Source organism: Stenotrophomonas sp. Steno-Z1, from assembly GCF_056393175.1.
Genome location: NZ_JBWJPB010000011.1, coordinates 26,170 through 44,341, shown reverse-complemented (window position 1 = coordinate 44,341; position 18,172 = coordinate 26,170). Strand labels below are relative to the sequence as shown.

Below are 18,172 nucleotides of genomic sequence, written 5' to 3'. Positions count from 1 at the left end.
CGGACGGGTACATGCTGGAGTTGTACGGAAAGCCCACCTCGATCAACGTGCGCAAGGTGCTGTGGGTGCTTGCCGAGCTGGGGCTTGAGTATCGGCACGACGCGGCCGGGGCATCGGCCGACGCGGCCGGGGCATCGGCCGACGCGGCCGCCGATGCCCGCCTGCGCAGGCTCAACCCCAACGCCCAGGTGCCGGTGCTGTGCGATGGCGACTTCGTGCTGTGGGAGTCCAACAGCATCTGCCGCTACCTGGCGACCCGCGCGGAGCGGGCCGACCTCCTGCCGCAGGCGCCGCGGGAACGCGCGCGGGTGGAACAGTGGATGGACTGGCAGGCCACCGATCTCAACAGCGCCTGGCGCTATGCGTTCATGGCCGGCGTGCGCCGGCACCCGGATTACCAGGATGATGCGGCGGCCGCGTCCAGCCAGGCGCATTGGAACCGCTTGATGGGCGTGCTGGACCGGCAGTTGGCGCAGACCGGCGCCCACGTGGCCGGCGAACGCTTCAGCCTGGCCGACATCGTGCTCGGCCTGTCCACCCAGCGCTGGCGCATGACGCCGGGCGACAAGCCGGTGCTGTCCTGCGTGGATGCGTGGTTCGCGCGCCTGCGCCCCCGTGCGGGCTTCGCCCTGCACGTGGACAACGGCGTGCCCTGAGCGCCTTCAGAGCCGGGTGAACACCTGGTTGCGCGGCAGCCGCGACTTGGGCAGGCCCGCATTGAAATTGGCCGCGCTGCCGTAGCCCAGCGCCACCAGCACCACGCTGGTCAGGCCGCGCTCGCCCAGGCCCAGTTCGGCATCCAGTGCCTGCGCATCGAAGCCTTCCATCGGCGTGGCGTCCACGCCATGCACGCCGGCGGCCAGCAGCAGCGTGCCCAGCGCCAGGTAGGTCTGCTTCTGCATCCAGTGCTGCACATCGCCCAGCGTGTGCCGGTGCAGGTCGACGTAGTGGTGCAGCGCGCCGCGCTGGCCTTCGCGGGCCTCCGGGGTGGGGTAGCGGCCATCGGCGCTTTCCTGGTCGATCACCTGGGCCAGGTACGCGTCATCGATGGCGGTGCGGGTGGCGAATACGATCACGTGCGAGGCATCGGTGATCTTGGCGGTGTTGTAGGGCTGGCCGGGCTGGGTGGCGCGGGCGATGCGCGCGCGTGCCTCGGCGCTGCCGGCCACCAGGAAATGCCACGGCTGCGCGTTCACCGACGAGGGCGCGTGGTGCAGCACGTCGAGCAGGTCATCCAGCACCGCCGGCGGCAGCGTGCGGGTGGGGTCGAAGGCCTTGGTGGTATGGCGGCGGCGGGCCACCGGTGCGAGGGTCATGTGCGGGTCGTCCATCGGATGGGGGTCAGAAGCCTTCGAGGACCAGCTTGCCGCGCGCGCGGTGGCTCTCGAGCAGGGTGTGCGCCTGGCGCAGGTTGGCGGCGTTGATGCGGCCGTAGTGTTCGCCCAGCGTGGTGCGCAGGACGCCGGCATCGACCAGCGCGGCCACGCGTTCCAGCAGGTCGTGCTGGCGCTGCAGGTCCGGGGTGCTGAAGCTGGAGCGGGTGAACATCGACTCCCAGTGCAGCGACAGGCTCTTGCGCTTGAGCGCCATCACGTCGAGCTGGCCGGGGTCGTCGATCAGCGCCAGCTGTCCCTGCGGGGCCAGCGCGGCCACGATCTGGTGGTAGTGCTGGTCGGTGTGGGTGAGGCTGGCCACGTGGCTGACCTCGGCGATGCCCAGCCGCTGCAGGCCGTCGGTGAGCGGCTGCGAATGGTCGATCACATGGTGCGCGCCCAGGCCGTAGACCCAGTCCTGGGTGTCCGGGCGCGAGGCGGTGCCGATCACGGTCAGGCGGGTCAGCTGGCGGGCCAGCTGGACCAGGATCGAGCCCACCCCTCCGGCCGCGCCGATCACCAGCAGGGTCTGGCCCTCGCCGCCGCCTTCGGGGATGCGCAGGCGGTCGAACAGCAGCTCCCAGGCGGTGATCGCGGTCAGGGGCAGCGCCGCGGCCGCGGCATCGTCCAGGCTGGCCGGCTTGTGCCCGACGATGCGCTCGTCCACCAGCTGGTACTCGGCATTGCTGCCCGGGCGACCGATCGCGCCGGCATAGAAGACCGCATCGCCCGGCTGGAACAGCTGCACCTCGCTGCCGACCGCATCCACGATCCCGACCGCATCCCACCCCAGCACGCGCGGTTCGTCCACGGCCACGCCGTTGCGCACCTTGGTGTCCACCGGATTGACCGAGATCGCCCGTACCTCCACGCGCAGGTCGCGCGGGCCGGGGCTGGGGATCGGCAGGGTGATGTCCTGCAGCGCGAGCGGGTCGCTGATCGGCAGGCCGTGCTGGGTGTAGGCGATGGCTTTCATCGGGGCAGGTCCGTTCGGGAAGAAACACAGCCTGCGCTTCGCCGCCGCCGTCGGAAAGGCGCAGAATCGGTCAGCACTTTCACTGCAGGAATGAAAATGATCCGAATCGACGATCTCGGCCTGTTCGTCCGCACCGCCGCGCTGGGCAGCTTCTCCAACGCCGCGCGCGAGGCCGACCTCCTGCCCGGCCAGGTCGCCGCGGCCGTGGCCCGGCTGGAACGCGAACTGGACCTGCGCCTGTTCGTGCGCTCCACCCGCAGCCTGCGCCTGACCGCCGAAGGTGCGCTCTACCTGCCCTATGCGCAGGAAGTGCTGGCCACCCTCAGCGAGGGCCAGGCCCGGGTCCGCGGCGAAGATGCCGAACTGCGGGGGGTGTTGCAGGTGGCCGCGCCCTCGGACCTGGGCCGCAACGTGCTGCTGCCGTGGCTTACCGAGTTCCGCACTGCCCACCCGAAGCTGCAGCTGCGATTGCAATTGTCCGACCAGGTCGCCGATGTGTTCCGCGACCCGGTCGACGTCGCGTTCCGGCTCGGCCGCTTCGACAACGCCAGCTACGTCGCCCTGCCGCTGCTGCCGGGCAACCGCCGGGTGCTGGCGGCCGCGCCGGCGTACCTGGCCCGGCACGGCACGCCGGATACCCTGGAGGCGCTCAAGGACCACCACTGCCTGCTCTACCAGTTGGCCGGGCGCGCCTACGACCGCTGGAACTTCGAGGTTGATGGCCGCCGCGTGGTGGTGCCGGTGCGCGGCAACATGGTCTGCGACGATGCCGACGTGGTGCGCCGCTGGGCCGTGGCCGGCGAAGGCATCGTGTTCAAGTCCTGGCTGGACGTGTGCGGGGACGTGCGTGCCGGCCGCCTGCAGGTGCTGCTGGGCGGTGCCGGCGACAGCCTGCCGTTGAACCTGGTGTGCCCGCACCGCAAGCAGTTCTCGCCGGCCATCCGGCAGTTGCATGCCCTGTTGGCGCAGCGCCTGCAGCCGTTGCTGGCGGACTTGCCGCGCTTGGACGCCTGACGCTATCGGTACGCCGGGCGGTGCCGGACAATGGCGCTCCCCCCGTAGTCGAGTCGCCGCCATGCCGTGGATGGGCATCCAGGACCTGTGGACCTTCATTGCCGCCGTGCTGGTGTTCCTGGCATTGCCGGGCCCGGGCACCTTCACCCTGCTCACCGCCACCGGCCGTGGCGGCGTGCGCGGCGGCTATACCGCCTTGTTCGGGCTGCTGCTCGGCGACCAGATCCTGATGTGGCTGGCGGTGGCCGGCGTGGCCGCGCTGCTCAAGGCCAACCCGCTGGTGTTCCACGCGGTGCAGTACCTCGGCGCCGCCTACCTGGTGTGGATCGGCATCGGGCTGCTGCGCGCGCCGCGCAGCAGCGGCGAGGAGGGCGGCATCCGCCTGCAGCCGGGGCATTACTTCCGCCAGGCGGTGCTGATCAACCTGCTCAACCCGAAGGCGATCATCTTCTACATGGCCTTCCTGCCGTTGTTCATCGACCCGGCCCGCCACCAGGGCATGGCCACGTTCGCGACCATGGCGGTGATCATCTTCGTCATGGGCCTGGCGTACTGCTCGGTGCTGATCGGGGTCGGCAACCTGCTCCGCCGCCGGATTCTCCAGCATCCGCGTGTAGGGCTTTTCCTGCGACGGATCGCGGGTGTCTTCCTGATCGGGTTCGGCGTCCGCCTCGGCGTCAGCGGCTGACACCCCTGCGCTGCATGCGTCTGCGGCGATGCAGCCAGGCTCTCGTGCCGCTGCGCGAATAGACCGTGCCATGCAAGCGCGGCACCTCAATCAATAATTTCAGATTCCGCAGCGCGTGTCCGACGTGTCCAATCGGCCCATCGCCGACGGGCGCCCCGCGTCCGCGCGCTACACGGAGATTGGAGCGATGCCCCCTGTGTATTTCGTCCAGCACCTGATCGGCCATGACGAACGACTGCTGTGCATGGCCACCGGCCGCACCGACCTGGCCAGTCCTGCGGTGGGCCGCATCCTCGCCAGCCTGCAGCCACTGGACCGCATCGACCTGAGCACCTGGCGCTTCGACTGCGATGCCAGCCTGGAACGGGCGCTGTGCCGGCACATCGGCGAGGCCGAGCGTGCCGGCCAGGGCTGGCGGGTGTTCGATGCGCACGGCACGCTGCGCTGCAAGCGCTTTCCCGAGGATGCCCACGCGGTGTTCCCGCAGGGCCCCTCGAGCCTGGATGAGCGGCTGCACGCGCTGGTCAGGGGCGCCTCGTGCGCCCACCCGGCCTGAGCACGCGGCTCAGCGATTGCGCAGGGCCTGGCGCAGGTAGTCGATGAACACCCGCAGCTTCGGTGCCATCTGCTCGCGCGCCGGGTAGTACAGGTGGAAACCGGCGAACGGCGCCTGCCAGTCCTGCAATACGCACTGCAGCCGCCCGGCCGCGATGTCGGCCGCCATCAGCGCCTCGAAACCCTGGGCCATGCCCAGGCCGGCGCGCACGGCGGCGTGGATCAGCCCCGCATCGTTGAACACCAGCCGGCCGGCCACTTCCACGTCGAAGTCGCGGCCGTCGCGAGTGAACTCCCAGGGCATCGGCCTGCCGTTGCTGAGGCGGTGCACGATGCACTCGTGCCCGACCAGCGCGGCCGGGGTGGCAGGCACGCCATGCCGGGCCAGATAGGCGGGGGTGGCCACCACGACCTGGCGCTCAAGTGGCCCGATCGGCACCGCGATCATGTCGCGGGCGAGGCTCTCGCCCAGCCGGATCCCGGCATCGAAGCCGCCGGCGACCAGGTCGGTCAGCGCCGTCTCCACGAACAGCTCCACCTCCACCTGCGGGTACCGCGCCAGGAAGCCCGGCAGGTGCGGCAACACCAGCAGTTCGGCGGCAATCCGGGGCACGTTGATGCGCAGCTTGCCGGCCGGGACATCGCGCACGCTGTCCAGGTCCTCGAACGCGGCGTCGATCTGGGCCAGGCCCGCGCGCACGCGGTCAAGGAAGCGGGCGCCGTGTTCGGTCAGGCCCACCCGGCGCGTGGTCCGATGCAGCAGGCGCACGCCCATCCCGGCTTCCAGCGCGCGCACCGTCTGCGACAGCGCCGATGGCGATACACCCAGCTCGTCGGCCGCCCGGGTGAAGCTGGCATGGTGGGCCACGCGGGCGAAGGCGACCACGGCGGACAACGGGCGTTGGGCGCTCATTATGAAGACCAGCTTCATGGCAGATGAAGGAACGGGCAGTTTATCCACATAGTCCACGGGAGGATGCTGGACCTCCGCGCCGCCCTGCCCCGGCATGGCGGCCACCCGCGTCATCCTGTCCCCCGCTTCCCTGGAGATTCCCCCATGCAGACCCGCACCCTCGGCCGCCACGGCCCCACCGTTTCCGCGCTCGGCCTGGGCTGCATGGGCATGAGCGCCTTCTACGGCGGGCGCGGCAGCGATGCCGACGCCACGGCGGTCATCCACCGCGCGCTGGAGCTCGGCGTCACCCTGCTCGACACCGCCGACATGTACGGCCCGCACACCAACGAAGTGCTGGTCGGCAAGGCGATCGCCGGGCGCCGCGACCAGGTCTTCCTGGCCACCAAGTTCGGCATCCGGCTGGAACCGAGCGACAGCGCCGCACGCAGCGTGGATGGCCGCCCGGACTACGTGATCGCTGCCTGCGAGGCCAGCCTGCAGCGGCTGGGCGTGGACCACATCGACCTGTACTACCAGCACCGGGTGGATGCGAGCGTCCCGATCGAGGACACGATCGGTGCGATGGCGCGCCTGGTCGAACAGGGCAAGGTGCGCTTCCTCGGCATGTCCGAGGCCTCGGCGGCCACCATCCGCCGCGCGCATGCAGTGCACCCGATCACCGCGGTGCAGACCGAGTTCTCCCTGTGGTCGCGCGAGCCACAGGACAACGGCGTGCTGGACACCGTGCGCGAGTTGGGGATCGGCTTCGTGCCTTACTCGCCGCTGGGCCGTGGCTTCCTCACCGGCGCCATCCGCAGCCCGGACGACTTCGACACCGACGACTACCGCCGGCAGTCGCCGCGCTTCCAGGGGGACAACTTCGGCCGCAACCTGGCGCTGGTGGACGCGGTCACCGCGATGGCGCGCGCCAAGGGCATCACCCCCGGCCAACTGGCGCTGGCCTGGGTGCTGGCCCAGGGCGAGGACCTGGTGCCGATCCCGGGCACCAAGCGGATCGCCTACCTGGAAGAGAACCTCGGCGCACTGCAGGTGCAGCTGAGCGCGGACGAACGGGCGAAGATCGACGCGATCTTCCCGGCCAACGCCGCCGCGGGCATGCGCTACGCCCCTGCGGCGATGGCCACGCTGGACCGCTGAGTTCCGGTGGCACGCGGGCAGCGAGGGGTGATGGGCGACAATGGCGCGCCCATCGCCTGCGAGTAACCGGATGTCCGACCACGATGACCTGCTGAGCCGCGCCTGGAAACAGCGCGAGGAAACCCTCTACCCGTCATTGCTGGGCGCGTTGGGGCCGGGCATCCATCCGCTCGACCCCGCGTTGTTCTCCGCGGTGTTCGGCCAGGACGATATCGACCCGCGCTGGCTGCACATCGGGGTGTTCGAGTGCCCGCCCAGCCCCACGCGTGCGGGCTGGGCGTATGTCAGCTCCGGGCTGTCCAATCCCTGGGAGGCGACCCAGGCCGACCCCGATGACGTCTCCGGGCTGGGCATGGAGTTCCTGCTGCAGACCCGCGAGCGTGCGCCGTGGGCAATGACCCTGGTGCAGCGCTTCTGCGCCTACCAGCTGCTGCTGGCCGCCGGCCGCATGGGCGACCACGCGCCCTTGGACCTGTGGGACCGGATGCGCATCGGCAGCCCGATCGACCACGCCGACAGCGTGCTGCAGGCATTGGTGTTCGCCCCGGCCCATCACCTGGGCGACGTGCAGCGGCTGCACAGCGGTCAGTTCCGGTTCCTGCAGCTCATTCCCCTGACCCTGGACGAACATGCGTTCGGCCAGCAGCACGACTTTACGTGCGTGGTCGATCAGCTCCAGGCGGCCAACGCGGCGCCGGTCATCGATGCCGGTCGCCGCGGCATCGTGCTGCAGCCGCCCGGTTGATCGGCTACCGTGCCCCCGCCTGCCCTGCCTGCCGGATACGCCCACATGCGCCTGCCCGCCCTGCTCCCGCTGCTGCTGGCCATCGCCCCGGCCCACGCCGATGAAGTCCGCTGCCTGACCGGCGGCGACGGCGACCGCATCCACCTGGCCTGGAAGCTGCCCGAGGCCGGCGCGGGCAACGAACGCGTCAGCTACGTGCGCTACGCCGGCAAGACCCAATGGCTGCGCCTGACCCTGCTGTCGCAGGACAGCACCGAGATGGCCGAGGGCCGCCCCTGGCAGTTCGATTCGGTGTGGCTGGAACACCTGGACGGCACGGTGAACGGCCGTTACCTGATCAGCACACAGGGCGCGCGGATCTACGGCTTCGACTACGTCCATGCGCGCAGTGGCCGGCAGACCGCGTTCCACGAGGACATCGGTGCCACCACCGACAACGGGTGCCAGTGGCCGTGATCGGCGAGTTGTGCCGATTTCGTCACCCCTGCCCCAGTCAGATGCGCCATGCGGCTTGCCGGGACGCTTGGCAGTAGTAATGCTGCACCGCGTTCGGTAAAACTCGCTGACTTGTCTTTAACAGTCATTCCCGCGAGGCCCCATGTCATTGCTCCGGCGCAAGTCCATCGACCAGGTCACCGTCCACGAAGCCGGCAGGCAGCTGGTCCCGACCCTGAGCTGGCCGCATCTGATCGCGTTGGGCATCGGCGCCATCGTCGGCACCGGCATCTACACCCTGATCGGGGTGGGCGCCAACCTGGCCGGCCCGGCCGTGCTGATCTCCTTTGCGATCGCCGGCGCGGTCTGCGCCTGCGCGGCACTGTCCTACGCCGAACTGGCGACCATGATGCCGGCCGCCGGCAGCGCCTACACCTACAGTTACGCCGCGCTCGGTGAGACCGTGGCCTGGGTGGTGGGCTGGAGCCTGATCCTGGAATACTCGCTGGTGGTCAGCACGGTCGCGGTCGGGTGGTCCGGCTACGCGGTCGGCTTCCTGCACGGCTGGGGCATCGACCTGCCGTTGACGTTGACCGCCGGCCCCCATGTCGAGGGCGGCTTCATCAACCTTCCAGCGGTGCTGATCACCTTCGTGGTGGCCGGCATGCTGATGGCCGGCACCAAGGAGAGCGCCACCCTCAACGCGATCCTGGTGGTGGTGAAGATCATCGCGCTGACCGTGTTCGTGGCCATTGCGCTGCCGCACTTCGACACCGGCCACATGGAGCCGTTCATGCCGTTCGGCTTCGCCAAGTCGGTGGGTGCCGATGGTGTCGAGCACGGTGTGATGGCGGCCGCGGCGATCATCTTCTTCGCCTTCTACGGCTTCGACGCGATCTCCACCGCGGCGGAAGAGACCAAGAAGCCCGACCGCGACCTGGCCATCGGCATCATCGGCTCGATGGTCGGCTGCACCATCATCTATGTGCTGGTGGCGCTGGCCGCCGTCGGCGCGATGAGCTACACCCTCTTCGGCCAGAGCGCCGAGCCGCTGGCGCTGATCCTGCGCGAGCTGGGCAGCCCGGGCGCGGCCAAGTGGATCGGCGCGGCGGCGGTGATCGCCCTGCCGACGGTGCTGCTGGCCTTCCTGTACGGGCAGAGCCGGATCTTCTTCGTCATGTCGCGCGATGGCCTGCTGCCGCGTGGCCTGTCCAAGGTCAGCGCCCGCACCGGCACGCCGATCGCGACCACGCTCTTCACCGCGGTGCTGGTCGCCGCGCTCGCCGGCGTGGCCCGCCTGGATGAGATCGCCGCACTGGCCAACGCCGGCACGCTGGCCGCGTTCACCGCGGTGGGCCTGTGCCTGGTGGTGCTGCGCAAGCGCGAGCCGAACCGCGTGCGCAAGTTCCGCACCCCGCTGGCCTACGTGGTCGGCCCGCTGGCGGTGATCGGCTGTCTGTACCTGTTCTTCAGCCTGCCCAGCAAGACCCAGCTGTATTTCCTGGCCTGGAATGTCCTGGGCCTGATCGCCTACTTCGCCTACGGGCGTCGCCATGCGGTGCTGGGCAAGGCCTGATCGGTGCGGGTAGCGCCGAGCCACGCGCGGTTGCGCTTCGTCCGGTCGTCATGAAGGGCTGGCCGGCGGCGTCGGCCGCTGTCCACTGGATGTCCCGGCACCGCATGTGCGCGTGCCGGGAGCTTTCACCGCGCGGTTGCTGCGATTGCTGCGGTTGCCGGGCATGGCTCGGCACTGCGCGTGTCAGGGGGTCGCTGCGGTCGCTGCCTTGTCGGCATGCGCCTGCGCCTGCTGCATGACGCGCAGCAGGTTGCCGCCCCAGATGCCGGCGATCTGCTTCTCGCTGTAGCCCTTGCGCAGCAGCCACGCGGTGATCTTCGGCAGCTGGCTCACGTCCTGCAGATCGGCCAGGCCACCGCCGCCATCCCAGTCCAGCCCGATGCCGACATGATCGGGGCCGACCACCTTGAGGATGTGCTCGAGGTGGGCGAAGAAGTCCTCCAGCGTGGCCTTGCGCAGCGGGATGCGCGTGTCGATCTCCTCCAGCCCCTTCTTCAGCGCCACGCCCTGCTGGATGCTCATCCCGTCGTAATCGGTGCCGAGCCGCGCCATCAAGGCCGTCTCGGCCGCCTTGCGCGCCTCGCTCTTGCCGGTGTCGATCAGGTAGCCGCCGTAGGCGTTGACCTGGATCACCCCACCGGCCTGGGCCAGCCGCTTCAGGCGCGTGTCGTCGAGATTGCGCGGGTGGTTGTAGATCGCCTTGGCCGAGCTGTGCGACAGCACGAACGGCACCGGCATGCGCTCGATCAGGTCATCGAACACCGCGTCGGACGCGTGCGACTGGTCGATGACGATGCCCAGCCGCACCGCCTCATCCACCAGCGCCTTGCCGGCCGGGCTCAGGCCCTTCCATTCGGCGCCCTTGGGATCGGTGGCCGAATCGGCGAACTCGTTGTTGGCAAAATGCACCGTGCTGAGCAGGCGCAGGCCGGCCAGATGGTAGTAACTGAGCAGCGAGGGATCATCGACCAGCGGGCTGGCGTTCTCCATGCTGATATAGACCACGCGCTTGCCGGCCGCCTTGATCCTGGCCGCATCGGCGGGGGTCAGCGCGAGCTGGAAGCTGTTCGGGTGCGCGGCGAGCATCTCGCGGATCTCGGTCAGCCGCAGCAGGCCGGCATCGCGGTCGTGCTGGTGCGCCCGCGCGCTGCGATCGCCCTGGTCGGTGTAGATCGCGAAGAAGCCACCATCCAACGCGCCCTCGACCATGCGCGGGTAATCCACCTGCGACAACGCGTTGCGGTCGTGCCGTTGGCGGATGTCGAAACCGTCGCGGTGGAAGTTGGCCGGTGTATCCAGGTGGCTGTCCAGCGTCAGCAGCCGCTGCTGCAGCGTGGACGCCCTGGCCAGTTCCTGCGGGGTGAACTCGATGGCGTGGGCGGCCAGCGGCGTGCACAACGCCAGCGATACCAGCAACGACAGACTGCGCAGCGTCATGGATGCCTCACCTTGGATGGGAAGCGTAGGACGATAGCGCTGTCGGAAGACACGCGGTAGAGCCGCGCCATGCTCGGCTGCTGCGTGGCGCATTGCCGCGCTGCGCGCGGCCAGCCGAGCATGGCTCGGCTCTACCCGTTCCCAACGCCGTGGACCATCGGCAGGCACACCGCCAGGCGTGCCGAACGCCGTGGACCAATCGGCAGGCACACCGTCAGGCGTGGGGAACGCCGTGGACCATCGGCAGGCACACCGGCAGGCACACCGTCAGGCGTGCCGGTCGTTGGGTCGGTCGGCCGGCAGACCGGCCGGCGTATGCCGACCGCCGGTCGGCATACGCGGTGCCATCAATCCAGCACGCGGCAGAACACGGCCTTGAGGTAGCGCGATTCCTGCACGTGGGCCATGAACGGATGGTCCGGACCGGCGCCGGCGACCTTCAGGATCTGGATGGTGCGGCCGGAATAGAACGCGGCACGGCGCAGCATGTCCAGGAACTGGTCCTCGGCCACCAGGCCGGTGCAGGAGAACGTGGCGAACAGGCCACCGGGCTTGACCACGCCGAGCGCCAGCTTGTTCATGTCCAGGTACTTCTTCAGCGCCGTGATCACCTGGTCGCGGTCGCGGGTCATCTTGGCCGGGTCCAGGATCACCACGTCGAACTGCTCGCCGCGGTTGGCCGCATCGCGCAGCCACGGGAACACGTCGGACTGGATGAACTTGGGGCGCACGTTGTTGAGGCGCGAATTGCCCTTGGCAATCGCGATCACGTCCTCGTCGATGTCGATGCCGACCACTTCCGAGGCACCACGCGCGGCCGCATACACCGCGAAACCACCGGTGTTGCAGCACAGGTCCAGCACGGTCTTGCCGTCCACCTGCTCGCTCAGCCACTGGCGGTTCTCGCGCTGGTCGGCGAAGAAACCGGTCTTGTGCGCACCGGCCGGATCGGCGCGGAACTTCACGCCGTACTCGGTGATCACCGACGCTTCGGTGGTGGTGTTGCCGTGGAAATCGAAGCTTTCCTGCTTCTGCACGTGTTCGTCGGCGAAGCTGTGGAAACGGCAGCCGGGGAACTGCTCGCGCAGCGCCTCATAGATCCATTCGCGGTGGCGGAACATGCCGGCGGCGAAGAACTCCACCACCACCAGGTCGTTGTAACGGTCCACCACCAGGCCGGACAGGCCATCGCCCTCGCTGTGGACCACGCGCCAGGCGTCGGACACCGCATCCAGCTTCAGCACGTCGCGACGCAGCGAAACGGCCTGGGCGATCTTGCGCGAGAACCAGCCCGCGTCCACCGGAACGGCCTGGTCGGTTTCCAGGATGCGCACGGCAATGCGCGAATGCCCGTTGTAGAAGCCGCGGCCGATCCACTCCCCGTCCACGCCGACGACGTCGACGATGGCACCGGGCTTGGGACGGACGGCGGGCTTTTCGACCAGTTTCTGGAAGATCCACGGGTGGCTGGAGCGCCAGGCGTTCTTGAGGCGGACTACGGGCAGGGGGGTATTCATCCACCTATTGTATCCGGGAAGCCCACACCCCTCGGCACTGCGGGCGATGCCGCCCGCCCTCGCGCGGGCCGCAGCCGCACGCCGGTGTGCCCCGCGGGCAGGCGGGCACGGGGCCTTCCCATCCAGTTGACGGCGGCCCGGCCACCCCGCAGAATCGGCCCCAGAAGGGGAGTAGCTCCCAGACGTTGTCGCCGTCAATTCGAGCCCGCAGGCTCCGGTGCAACGGCAGTCCCACCCATCGGGACTGCGAGCGAGACCTTCGCCGTATGGCGAAGCTCTGTCTCCCCGGATCCCCCCGATCCTCCGTTGCAGATCCTCGCCGTCCGGCTTGAGGCATTCATTTTTCCAACGGATAAACCCAATGCAGACGATCGGTAATGTGTGGTTGTGGGGCGGCTTCGGCGCGGTGGTGGTCATCGCGCTGCTGGTCGATCTGGTCTTGATGCGACACGGCGGACCACACAAGGTCACCTTCAAGGAGGCCCTGTGGTGGTCCATCGGCTGGGTCGTGCTGGCCCTGGCCTTCAACGGTGGCCTCTGGTACTACCTGAACGAGACCGCCGGCCAGGTGGTGGCCAACAAGGTCGGCCTGGAATTCCTGACCGGCTATCTGGTCGAGAAGGCCCTGGCGGTGGACAACATCTTCGTGTTCCTGATGATCATGGGCTACTTCGCGGTGCCCGAGGAACAGCGGCAGAAGGTGCTGATCATCGGCATTCTGGGTGCGATCGTGCTGCGTACGATCATGATCTTCGCCGGTAGCGTGCTGCTCACCAAGTTCCACTGGCTGCTCTACGTGTTCGGCGCGTTCCTGCTCTTCACCGGCTGGAAGATGTGGTTCTCCGCCGGCAGCGAGCCGGACCTGGAGACCAACCCGGCGCTGCGCTGGATGCGCAAGCACCTGCGCCTGCTGCCGGACTACGCCGGCAACGCGATGAGCGTCATGCGCGACGGCAAGCGCTGGTTCACCCCGCTGTTCGTGGTGCTGATCCTGATCGCCGTGACCGACGTGATCTTCGCGGTGGACAGCATCCCGGCGATCTTCGCGATCACCACCGACCCGTTCATCGTGCTCACCTCCAACGTGTTCGCGGTGCTGGGCCTGCGCGCGATGTTCTTCCTGCTGGCCGGCATGGCCGATCGCTTCCACCTGCTGCCGTACGGCCTGGCCCTGGTACTGGCCTTCATCGGCATCAAGATGATGCTGATCGACATCTTCAAGATCCCCACCCCGATCTCGCTGGGCGTGGTGGCCGTGATCATCGCCGCCACCGTGGTGTTGAGCCTGAAGAACCCGCCGAAGGAAGGCGGCCACGCCTGACCGATCGTGCCGCCTGCGGGATTGTCCCGCAGGCGGTACCTCTCTCTCCCACTGCGTTGCCCTTGTGTTCAGCCCGGGCGACGCAATCCCTAAGGCTATGAACGCCAACCTGCCCCTGCCCGCCGGCGACACGCCGGACCCGCCCCGCAACGACCGAGGTCGCGTGATGCGGGCGTTCAACCTGAGCCTGGCCTTCGTGCTGGTGCTGGTGGCGGTGTTCACCGCCCAGGGCCACTTCGACTGGCGCCCATGGTCGGTCGCCCCGCTGGACAAGGCCGGGCTGCTCGGCATCCTCGGCGCGCCCCTGCTGCATGGCTCGGTCCAGCACCTGGGCGCCAATGCTGTCGCCCTGCTCATCCTCGGCACCCTGGCCGGCAGCGTCTATCCCAAGGCGACCCTGCGCGCGCTGCCCTTGTTGTGGGTCGGCTCGGGGCTGGGTGCCTGGTTGCTGGGCGACCTGGGCAGCCACCACCTGGGCGCCAGCGGCATCACCCACGGGCTGATGTTCCTGGTGTTCGTGCTGGGCCTGCTGCGCCGTGATCGCCCGGCCATCGCCGCCGGCCTGATCGCCTTCCTGTTCTACGGCAGCATGCTGATCACCATCCTCCCGCACGAGCCGGGCGTGTCCTGGCAGTCGCACATGGGCGGCGCCCTGGCCGGCATCGTCAGCGCACTGCTGTTCCGCCTGTCCGACCCGATGGCCCCGCGCAAGCGCTACAGCTGGGAGGAGGAAGACGAGGACGAGCTGGACATGCAGCGCGATGGCGACCTGGAGCCGCCCTCGCCGCAGCGCGTACCGGTGCTGTGGCAACCGCGCGAGGGCCAGGACTTCGTGGTGCTGCCGTTCCGGCCGCGCGATCCGGCCGGGCCGCGCGAGTAGCGCTCACCTGGCGGATCCGAGCCGGCCGAACAGCGCCAGGCGCAGGCAGCCGATGGCGAACATGCCGACCAGCCCCACCATCGCCACCCCGAACAGCACGTTGAACGCATAGGCGAGCGGCTGCTCGCTCCAATAGTAGGTGTGCGCGCTGACGCGATAGCCGCCTACCCGGATCCGCGCCGTGGCCAGGGCGGTGAGCAGCGAGAGCAGCTGCGTGAGTTCAAGCACTGCCAGGAACGCCCCCAGCAGGCCGAAAAGAAGGCGGACGCCAGCGCCGGCCTTGTCCGCCGATGCTGGCGCAGGGGCCACCGTGTCCGTGTCCTCTTCCGCCGCCCGCGCCGGCGCGGCGCGCGGTGCCTCCAGCACCGCCACGGGCACGGGCAGCTGCAGGTAATCGGCCAGCACGCCCAGCCAGCGGTTGGTGCGCCGGGTGCCGGGCAGCACGGCGACGTTGCCGGGCGTCAACAGGGTCTCGCTGCCATCGTGATGCACGAGCCACAGCTGGGTGGTCCCGCGGTGCAGGGTGCCGTGCCAGCGCAGTTGGAGTCCGGACAGCCCGTGCAGGGCGAAGGCGGCATTCACCGGCGTGCGGCGCCCGGACAGCGTGCGGGTATGGCGCTGGCCAACGCCGTCGCGGCGCGACAGGGTCAGCGTTTCGCTGGTCTCGGTGTACACCAGCAGGACCACCGCCAGCGCGACCAGCAGCAGGAACGCCAGCACCACCAGCAGCCAGGACAGCGGGGCCAGGCGGGCCAGCGGTGAGCGATCGTCGACCAGCGCCCCGACCACGAAGGCGCCGGGAACCGCCAACGCGACGATGGCCACGAACAGCACCAGGCCTGCCTGCACGCGATTGTGCGAATGGATGTGCAGGTCGCCGCCTGGCGTGCGTTCGTAGCGATGTCCGATCAGCATGCAGACCTCCTTGTCCAGCGACCACGGTAGCCGTGGCCGTCTGCCGCAACAAGGTCACGCGCGGCGGATCCGCGCAGCGCAGCGCCCTGCGTGGCCGCGGATCACGCGCGATCGCGGCCGGTCAGTTTCCGGCGGTCGCGGCGCCGTCCCCATCCACCGCACGCCGGCCCAGCGCGGGGTCGTCGGTGAAGAACGCATCGATGCCGGTGGCCAGGTAGGCGCGCATTTCGGCCACCGAACCGGCGGCATTGCGTGCGTTGGCCTCGCCCTTGCGGAACTCGGCCGCCTGGAAATAGTTCTCCGGGCGGAAGGTGTACGGGATCACCATCAGGCCGGCGGCGTGCGCGTCGCGGACCAGGGTGGTCGGCGCGCCCAGCTTGCCGGCCGCATCCAGCGGAATGACCTGGCGCAGGCTGGGGCCGATGCCGTCGGCATAGGCCGCCACCTGCTCCAATCCGGCCGGGGTGAGCATGTCGGCGTAGCGCTGGCTGCCCTTGGCGGCCAGCACGTCGCCCGGCTGCTGCTTCGGATCGCCGAGCAACTGCAGCAGGCGGATGTTGGACTCACGGCCCAGCGTGCTGCGCAGGTAGCGCAGGTTGCCGACCTCGAACGACTGGATCGTCACCGGTGCCACGCGCGTGTACGCGTTGCCCTGCAGCGCGGCCAGCAGCTTGTCTTCCATCGGCAGGCCGATGCCCTTGAAGTAGGTGCCGTGCTTGATCTCCGGCACCAGTCCGATGCCGCGGTTGGCGCGGCCGGCCTGCTGCACCAGGAAAGCAAGGATCTCCTCCAGCCTGGCGATGCGGAACTGGCCGTCATAGGCGGTGCTGCGCAGCTGCGGCAGGCGCTCGCGGGCGTACAGCGTCTTCAGCTCGGCCAGGGTGAAGTCTTCGGTGAACCAGCCCTCCACGCGCTCGCCGTCGATGGTCTTGACCGTCCTGCGGCTGGCGAACTCGGGGTGCGCGGCCACATCGGTGGTGCCGCCGATCTCGTTCTCGTGGCGCGACACCAGCACGCCGTCCCTGGTCATCACCAGGTCCGGTTCGATGTAGTCGGCGCCGTCGGCGATGGCCTGCGCGTAGCTGGCCAGGGTGTGCTCGGGCAGCAGCGCACTGGCGCCACGGTGGCCGTAGACGGCCGCCTTGCGCGATGGGGAGGTGGATTCGGCACTCATGGCCACCGATGGTGCCACGGCCAGCGACAACAGCAACGCACAACCCCACAACGACTTCGACACTGCAAACCCCTGTTTGATGCGGCCCGCGCCGACGCGGCGGGGGCGTGGAAAGGACCGGCGCATTGTGGTGGTGCGGTGTGACAGCGGGAAGTAACGCCCCCTACTTCCCGATGCAGAAGCTGGAGAATATCCGCCCCAGCAGGTCATCGGCGCTCATCCGCCCGGTGATCTCGCCCAGCGCCTCATGGGCCAGGCGCAGTTCCTCGGCGGCCAGCTCCAGGTGTTCGTGGACCAGCTCGGCATCGGCACGCTCGACGTGGCCGATGGCCAGCACGATCGCCTCCACGTGGCGGGCACGCGCGGAGAACTCGCCCTCCACGCTGTCGCCGGCGCTGCCGCTGGCCAGTTCACGCAGGCGGGCATGCAGGTGCTCCAGACCCTGGCCGGTGGCGGCGGAGACGTGGACGACGTTCGCATCGCTATCGGCGGGACACTGCGCCAGCAGATCGCTTTTGTTGTGGATCCACAGCTGCTGCGGCACGCCGGCCAGGGCGTCGGCCACCGCGGCACGCCCGGCCTGCGGGTCGCGCGCGTCCAGCACGATGATGGCCAGGTCGGTGCGCTGCATCTCCAGGTGGGCCCGGCGCATGCCCTCGCGTTCGATCGCATCGCCGCCGTCGCGCAGCCCGGCGGTGTCCACCAGGGTCAGCTCCAGCCCGTCGATGCGGATGGTCTCGCGCAGGGTGTCGCGGGTGGTGCCGGCGATGTCGGTGACGATGGCGCGCTCGCTGCCGGCCAGCGCATTGAGCAGCGAACTCTTGCCCGCGTTGGGGGGCCCCACCAGCACCGCGTGCAGGCCATCGCGCAGGCGCCGGCCGCGCTCGGCATCGTCGCGCAGCTGCGCCAGCGCGCGCAGCGCCTGGCCCAGGCCGGCGCGGACCTGGTCACCGCCGAGGGTGTCCAGCGGCTCGTCGGCGAAGTCGATCGCCGCCTCGACGTGGATGCGCAGCAGCACCAGCTGTTCGCCGGTTGCCTCCACCCGCTGCGAGAACACCCCGTCCAGCGAGCGCCGTGCCGCGCGCGCCGCGCGGGTGTCGCTGGCCGCGATCAGGTCGGCGATGGCCTCGGCCTGGGCCAGGTCGAGCTTGCCGTTGAGGAAGGCACGCTCGCTGAATTCACCGGGCCGCGCCTGGCGCGCGCCGAGCGCGATGCAGCGCGCGACCAGCTGCTGCAACACGACCGGGCTGCCATGCCCCTGCAGCTCCACCACCTCCTCGCCGGTGAAGCTGTTGGGCGCCGGGAACCACAGGGCGATGCCGTCATCGATTACTTCGCCATCCGCATCGCGGAAGCGCGCGTAGTGCGCGTGCCGCGGGCGCATCGTGCGCACCCCGATCCGCTGGGCGATGTCGCGCGCACGCGGACCGGACAGGCGCAGCAGGCCGACGCCGCCGGCGCCGGGCGCGCTGGCGATGGCCACGATGGTGTCGATGTTGGCGGAGGCGTGCAT

18 protein-coding genes are annotated in these 18,172 nt (G+C 69.5%); 10 read left to right on the top strand and 8 right to left on the bottom strand.

Translation table 11 applies throughout. The features are described from left to right. The first annotated feature begins 11 nt into the window (after window positions 1-11). A complete protein-coding gene (locus AC06FD_RS19080) occupies window positions 12-656 on the top strand; it encodes a glutathione S-transferase family protein (protein ID WP_478078648.1) in 645 nt (214 codons plus the stop codon). 6 nt (window positions 657-662) lie between these two features. Here the strand turns inward: AC06FD_RS19080 and nfsB are convergent, their stop codons facing one another. Together nfsB and AC06FD_RS19070 are read right to left on the bottom strand one after the other, a co-directional pair. Continuing rightward, a complete protein-coding gene (gene nfsB, locus AC06FD_RS19075; protein WP_478078647.1) occupies window positions 663-1,316 on the bottom strand; it encodes an oxygen-insensitive NAD(P)H nitroreductase in 654 nt (217 codons plus the stop codon). Between the two features lie 25 nt (window positions 1,317-1,341). Further along, the gene (locus tag AC06FD_RS19070) at window positions 1,342-2,349 is read right to left on the bottom strand and encodes a zinc-binding alcohol dehydrogenase family protein (RefSeq protein WP_478078646.1); all 1,008 of its coding nucleotides are present in this window, start codon (window positions 2,347-2,349) and stop codon (window positions 1,342-1,344) included. A gap of 90 nt (window positions 2,350-2,439) precedes the next feature. Here AC06FD_RS19070 and AC06FD_RS19065 point away from each other — a divergent pair, with 90 nt between their 5' ends. From AC06FD_RS19065 to AC06FD_RS19055, 3 genes are all read left to right on the top strand, one after another. Next, entirely contained in the window at window positions 2,440-3,363 is a 924-nt protein-coding gene (locus tag AC06FD_RS19065; RefSeq protein WP_259208091.1) for a LysR family transcriptional regulator, read from the top strand. Window positions 3,364-3,424: 61 nt separating this feature from the next. Next, window positions 3,425-4,051 carry a leucine efflux protein LeuE gene (gene leuE / locus AC06FD_RS19060; RefSeq protein WP_259208089.1) on the top strand — a complete coding sequence of 209 codons (627 nt, stop codon included), beginning with the start codon at window positions 3,425-3,427 and terminating at the stop codon, window positions 4,049-4,051. A gap of 187 nt (window positions 4,052-4,238) precedes the next feature. After that, entirely contained in the window at window positions 4,239-4,607 is a 369-nt protein-coding gene (locus AC06FD_RS19055; protein WP_259208087.1) for a hypothetical protein, read from the top strand. Between the two features lie 9 nt (window positions 4,608-4,616). Here AC06FD_RS19055 and AC06FD_RS19050 read toward each other — a convergent pair whose 3' ends face one another. Continuing rightward, complete coding sequence (locus tag AC06FD_RS19050; protein WP_259208085.1) at window positions 4,617-5,519, bottom strand: LysR family transcriptional regulator; 903 nt, start codon at window positions 5,517-5,519, stop codon at window positions 4,617-4,619. 144 nt (window positions 5,520-5,663) lie between these two features. Between AC06FD_RS19050 and AC06FD_RS19045 the strand changes: the two genes are divergently transcribed. From AC06FD_RS19045 to AC06FD_RS19030, 4 genes are all read left to right on the top strand, one after another. Beyond that, window positions 5,664-6,659: an aldo/keto reductase gene (locus tag AC06FD_RS19045; RefSeq protein WP_259208084.1), complete on the top strand. Its 996-nt coding sequence runs from the start codon at window positions 5,664-5,666 to the stop codon at window positions 6,657-6,659. 70 nt (window positions 6,660-6,729) lie between these two features. Beyond that, complete coding sequence (locus tag AC06FD_RS19040) at window positions 6,730-7,404, top strand: suppressor of fused domain protein (protein ID WP_478078645.1); 675 nt, start codon at window positions 6,730-6,732, stop codon at window positions 7,402-7,404. A gap of 45 nt (window positions 7,405-7,449) precedes the next feature. Next, window positions 7,450-7,860 (top strand): hypothetical protein, encoded by a 411-nt coding sequence (locus AC06FD_RS19035; RefSeq protein WP_394164738.1) that lies wholly within the window; start codon window positions 7,450-7,452, stop codon window positions 7,858-7,860. Between the two features lie 142 nt (window positions 7,861-8,002). After that, window positions 8,003-9,415, top strand: a complete 1,413-nt coding sequence (locus AC06FD_RS19030; protein ID WP_478078644.1) for an amino acid permease — start codon at window positions 8,003-8,005, stop codon at window positions 9,413-9,415. A 183-nt stretch (window positions 9,416-9,598) separates the two neighbouring features. Here the strand turns inward: AC06FD_RS19030 and AC06FD_RS19025 are convergent, their stop codons facing one another. Both AC06FD_RS19025 and AC06FD_RS19020 read right to left on the bottom strand, forming a co-directional pair. After that, the gene (locus AC06FD_RS19025) at window positions 9,599-10,852 is read right to left on the bottom strand and encodes a dipeptidase (RefSeq protein WP_478078643.1); all 1,254 of its coding nucleotides are present in this window, start codon (window positions 10,850-10,852) and stop codon (window positions 9,599-9,601) included. Between the two features lie 347 nt (window positions 10,853-11,199). Continuing rightward, window positions 11,200-12,369, bottom strand: a complete 1,170-nt coding sequence (locus tag AC06FD_RS19020) for a class I SAM-dependent rRNA methyltransferase (protein ID WP_394164885.1) — start codon at window positions 12,367-12,369, stop codon at window positions 11,200-11,202. Between the two features lie 361 nt (window positions 12,370-12,730). Here AC06FD_RS19020 and AC06FD_RS19015 point away from each other — a divergent pair, with 361 nt between their 5' ends. Together AC06FD_RS19015 and AC06FD_RS19010 are read left to right on the top strand one after the other, a co-directional pair. Further along, the gene (locus AC06FD_RS19015) at window positions 12,731-13,690 is read left to right on the top strand and encodes a TerC family protein (RefSeq protein ID WP_259208073.1); all 960 of its coding nucleotides are present in this window, start codon (window positions 12,731-12,733) and stop codon (window positions 13,688-13,690) included. A gap of 97 nt (window positions 13,691-13,787) precedes the next feature. Next, complete coding sequence (locus AC06FD_RS19010; protein ID WP_259208071.1) at window positions 13,788-14,570, top strand: rhomboid family intramembrane serine protease; 783 nt, start codon at window positions 13,788-13,790, stop codon at window positions 14,568-14,570. A 3-nt stretch (window positions 14,571-14,573) separates the two neighbouring features. Here the strand turns inward: AC06FD_RS19010 and AC06FD_RS19005 are convergent, their stop codons facing one another. The 3 genes from AC06FD_RS19005 to mnmE all read right to left on the bottom strand — a co-directional run bounded on the left by AC06FD_RS19005 (window position 14,574) and on the right by mnmE (window position 18,172). Continuing rightward, window positions 14,574-15,485, bottom strand: coding sequence for a hypothetical protein (locus tag AC06FD_RS19005; RefSeq protein WP_478078642.1), 912 nt, complete (start codon window positions 15,483-15,485; stop codon window positions 14,574-14,576). A 121-nt stretch (window positions 15,486-15,606) separates the two neighbouring features. Further along, window positions 15,607-16,659 carry a glycerophosphodiester phosphodiesterase gene (locus AC06FD_RS19000; RefSeq protein ID WP_478078674.1) on the bottom strand — a complete coding sequence of 351 codons (1,053 nt, stop codon included), beginning with the start codon at window positions 16,657-16,659 and terminating at the stop codon, window positions 15,607-15,609. Between the two features lie 163 nt (window positions 16,660-16,822). Then, the gene (gene mnmE / locus AC06FD_RS18995; RefSeq protein WP_478078641.1) at window positions 16,823-18,172 is read right to left on the bottom strand and encodes a tRNA uridine-5-carboxymethylaminomethyl(34) synthesis GTPase MnmE; all 1,350 of its coding nucleotides are present in this window, start codon (window positions 18,170-18,172) and stop codon (window positions 16,823-16,825) included.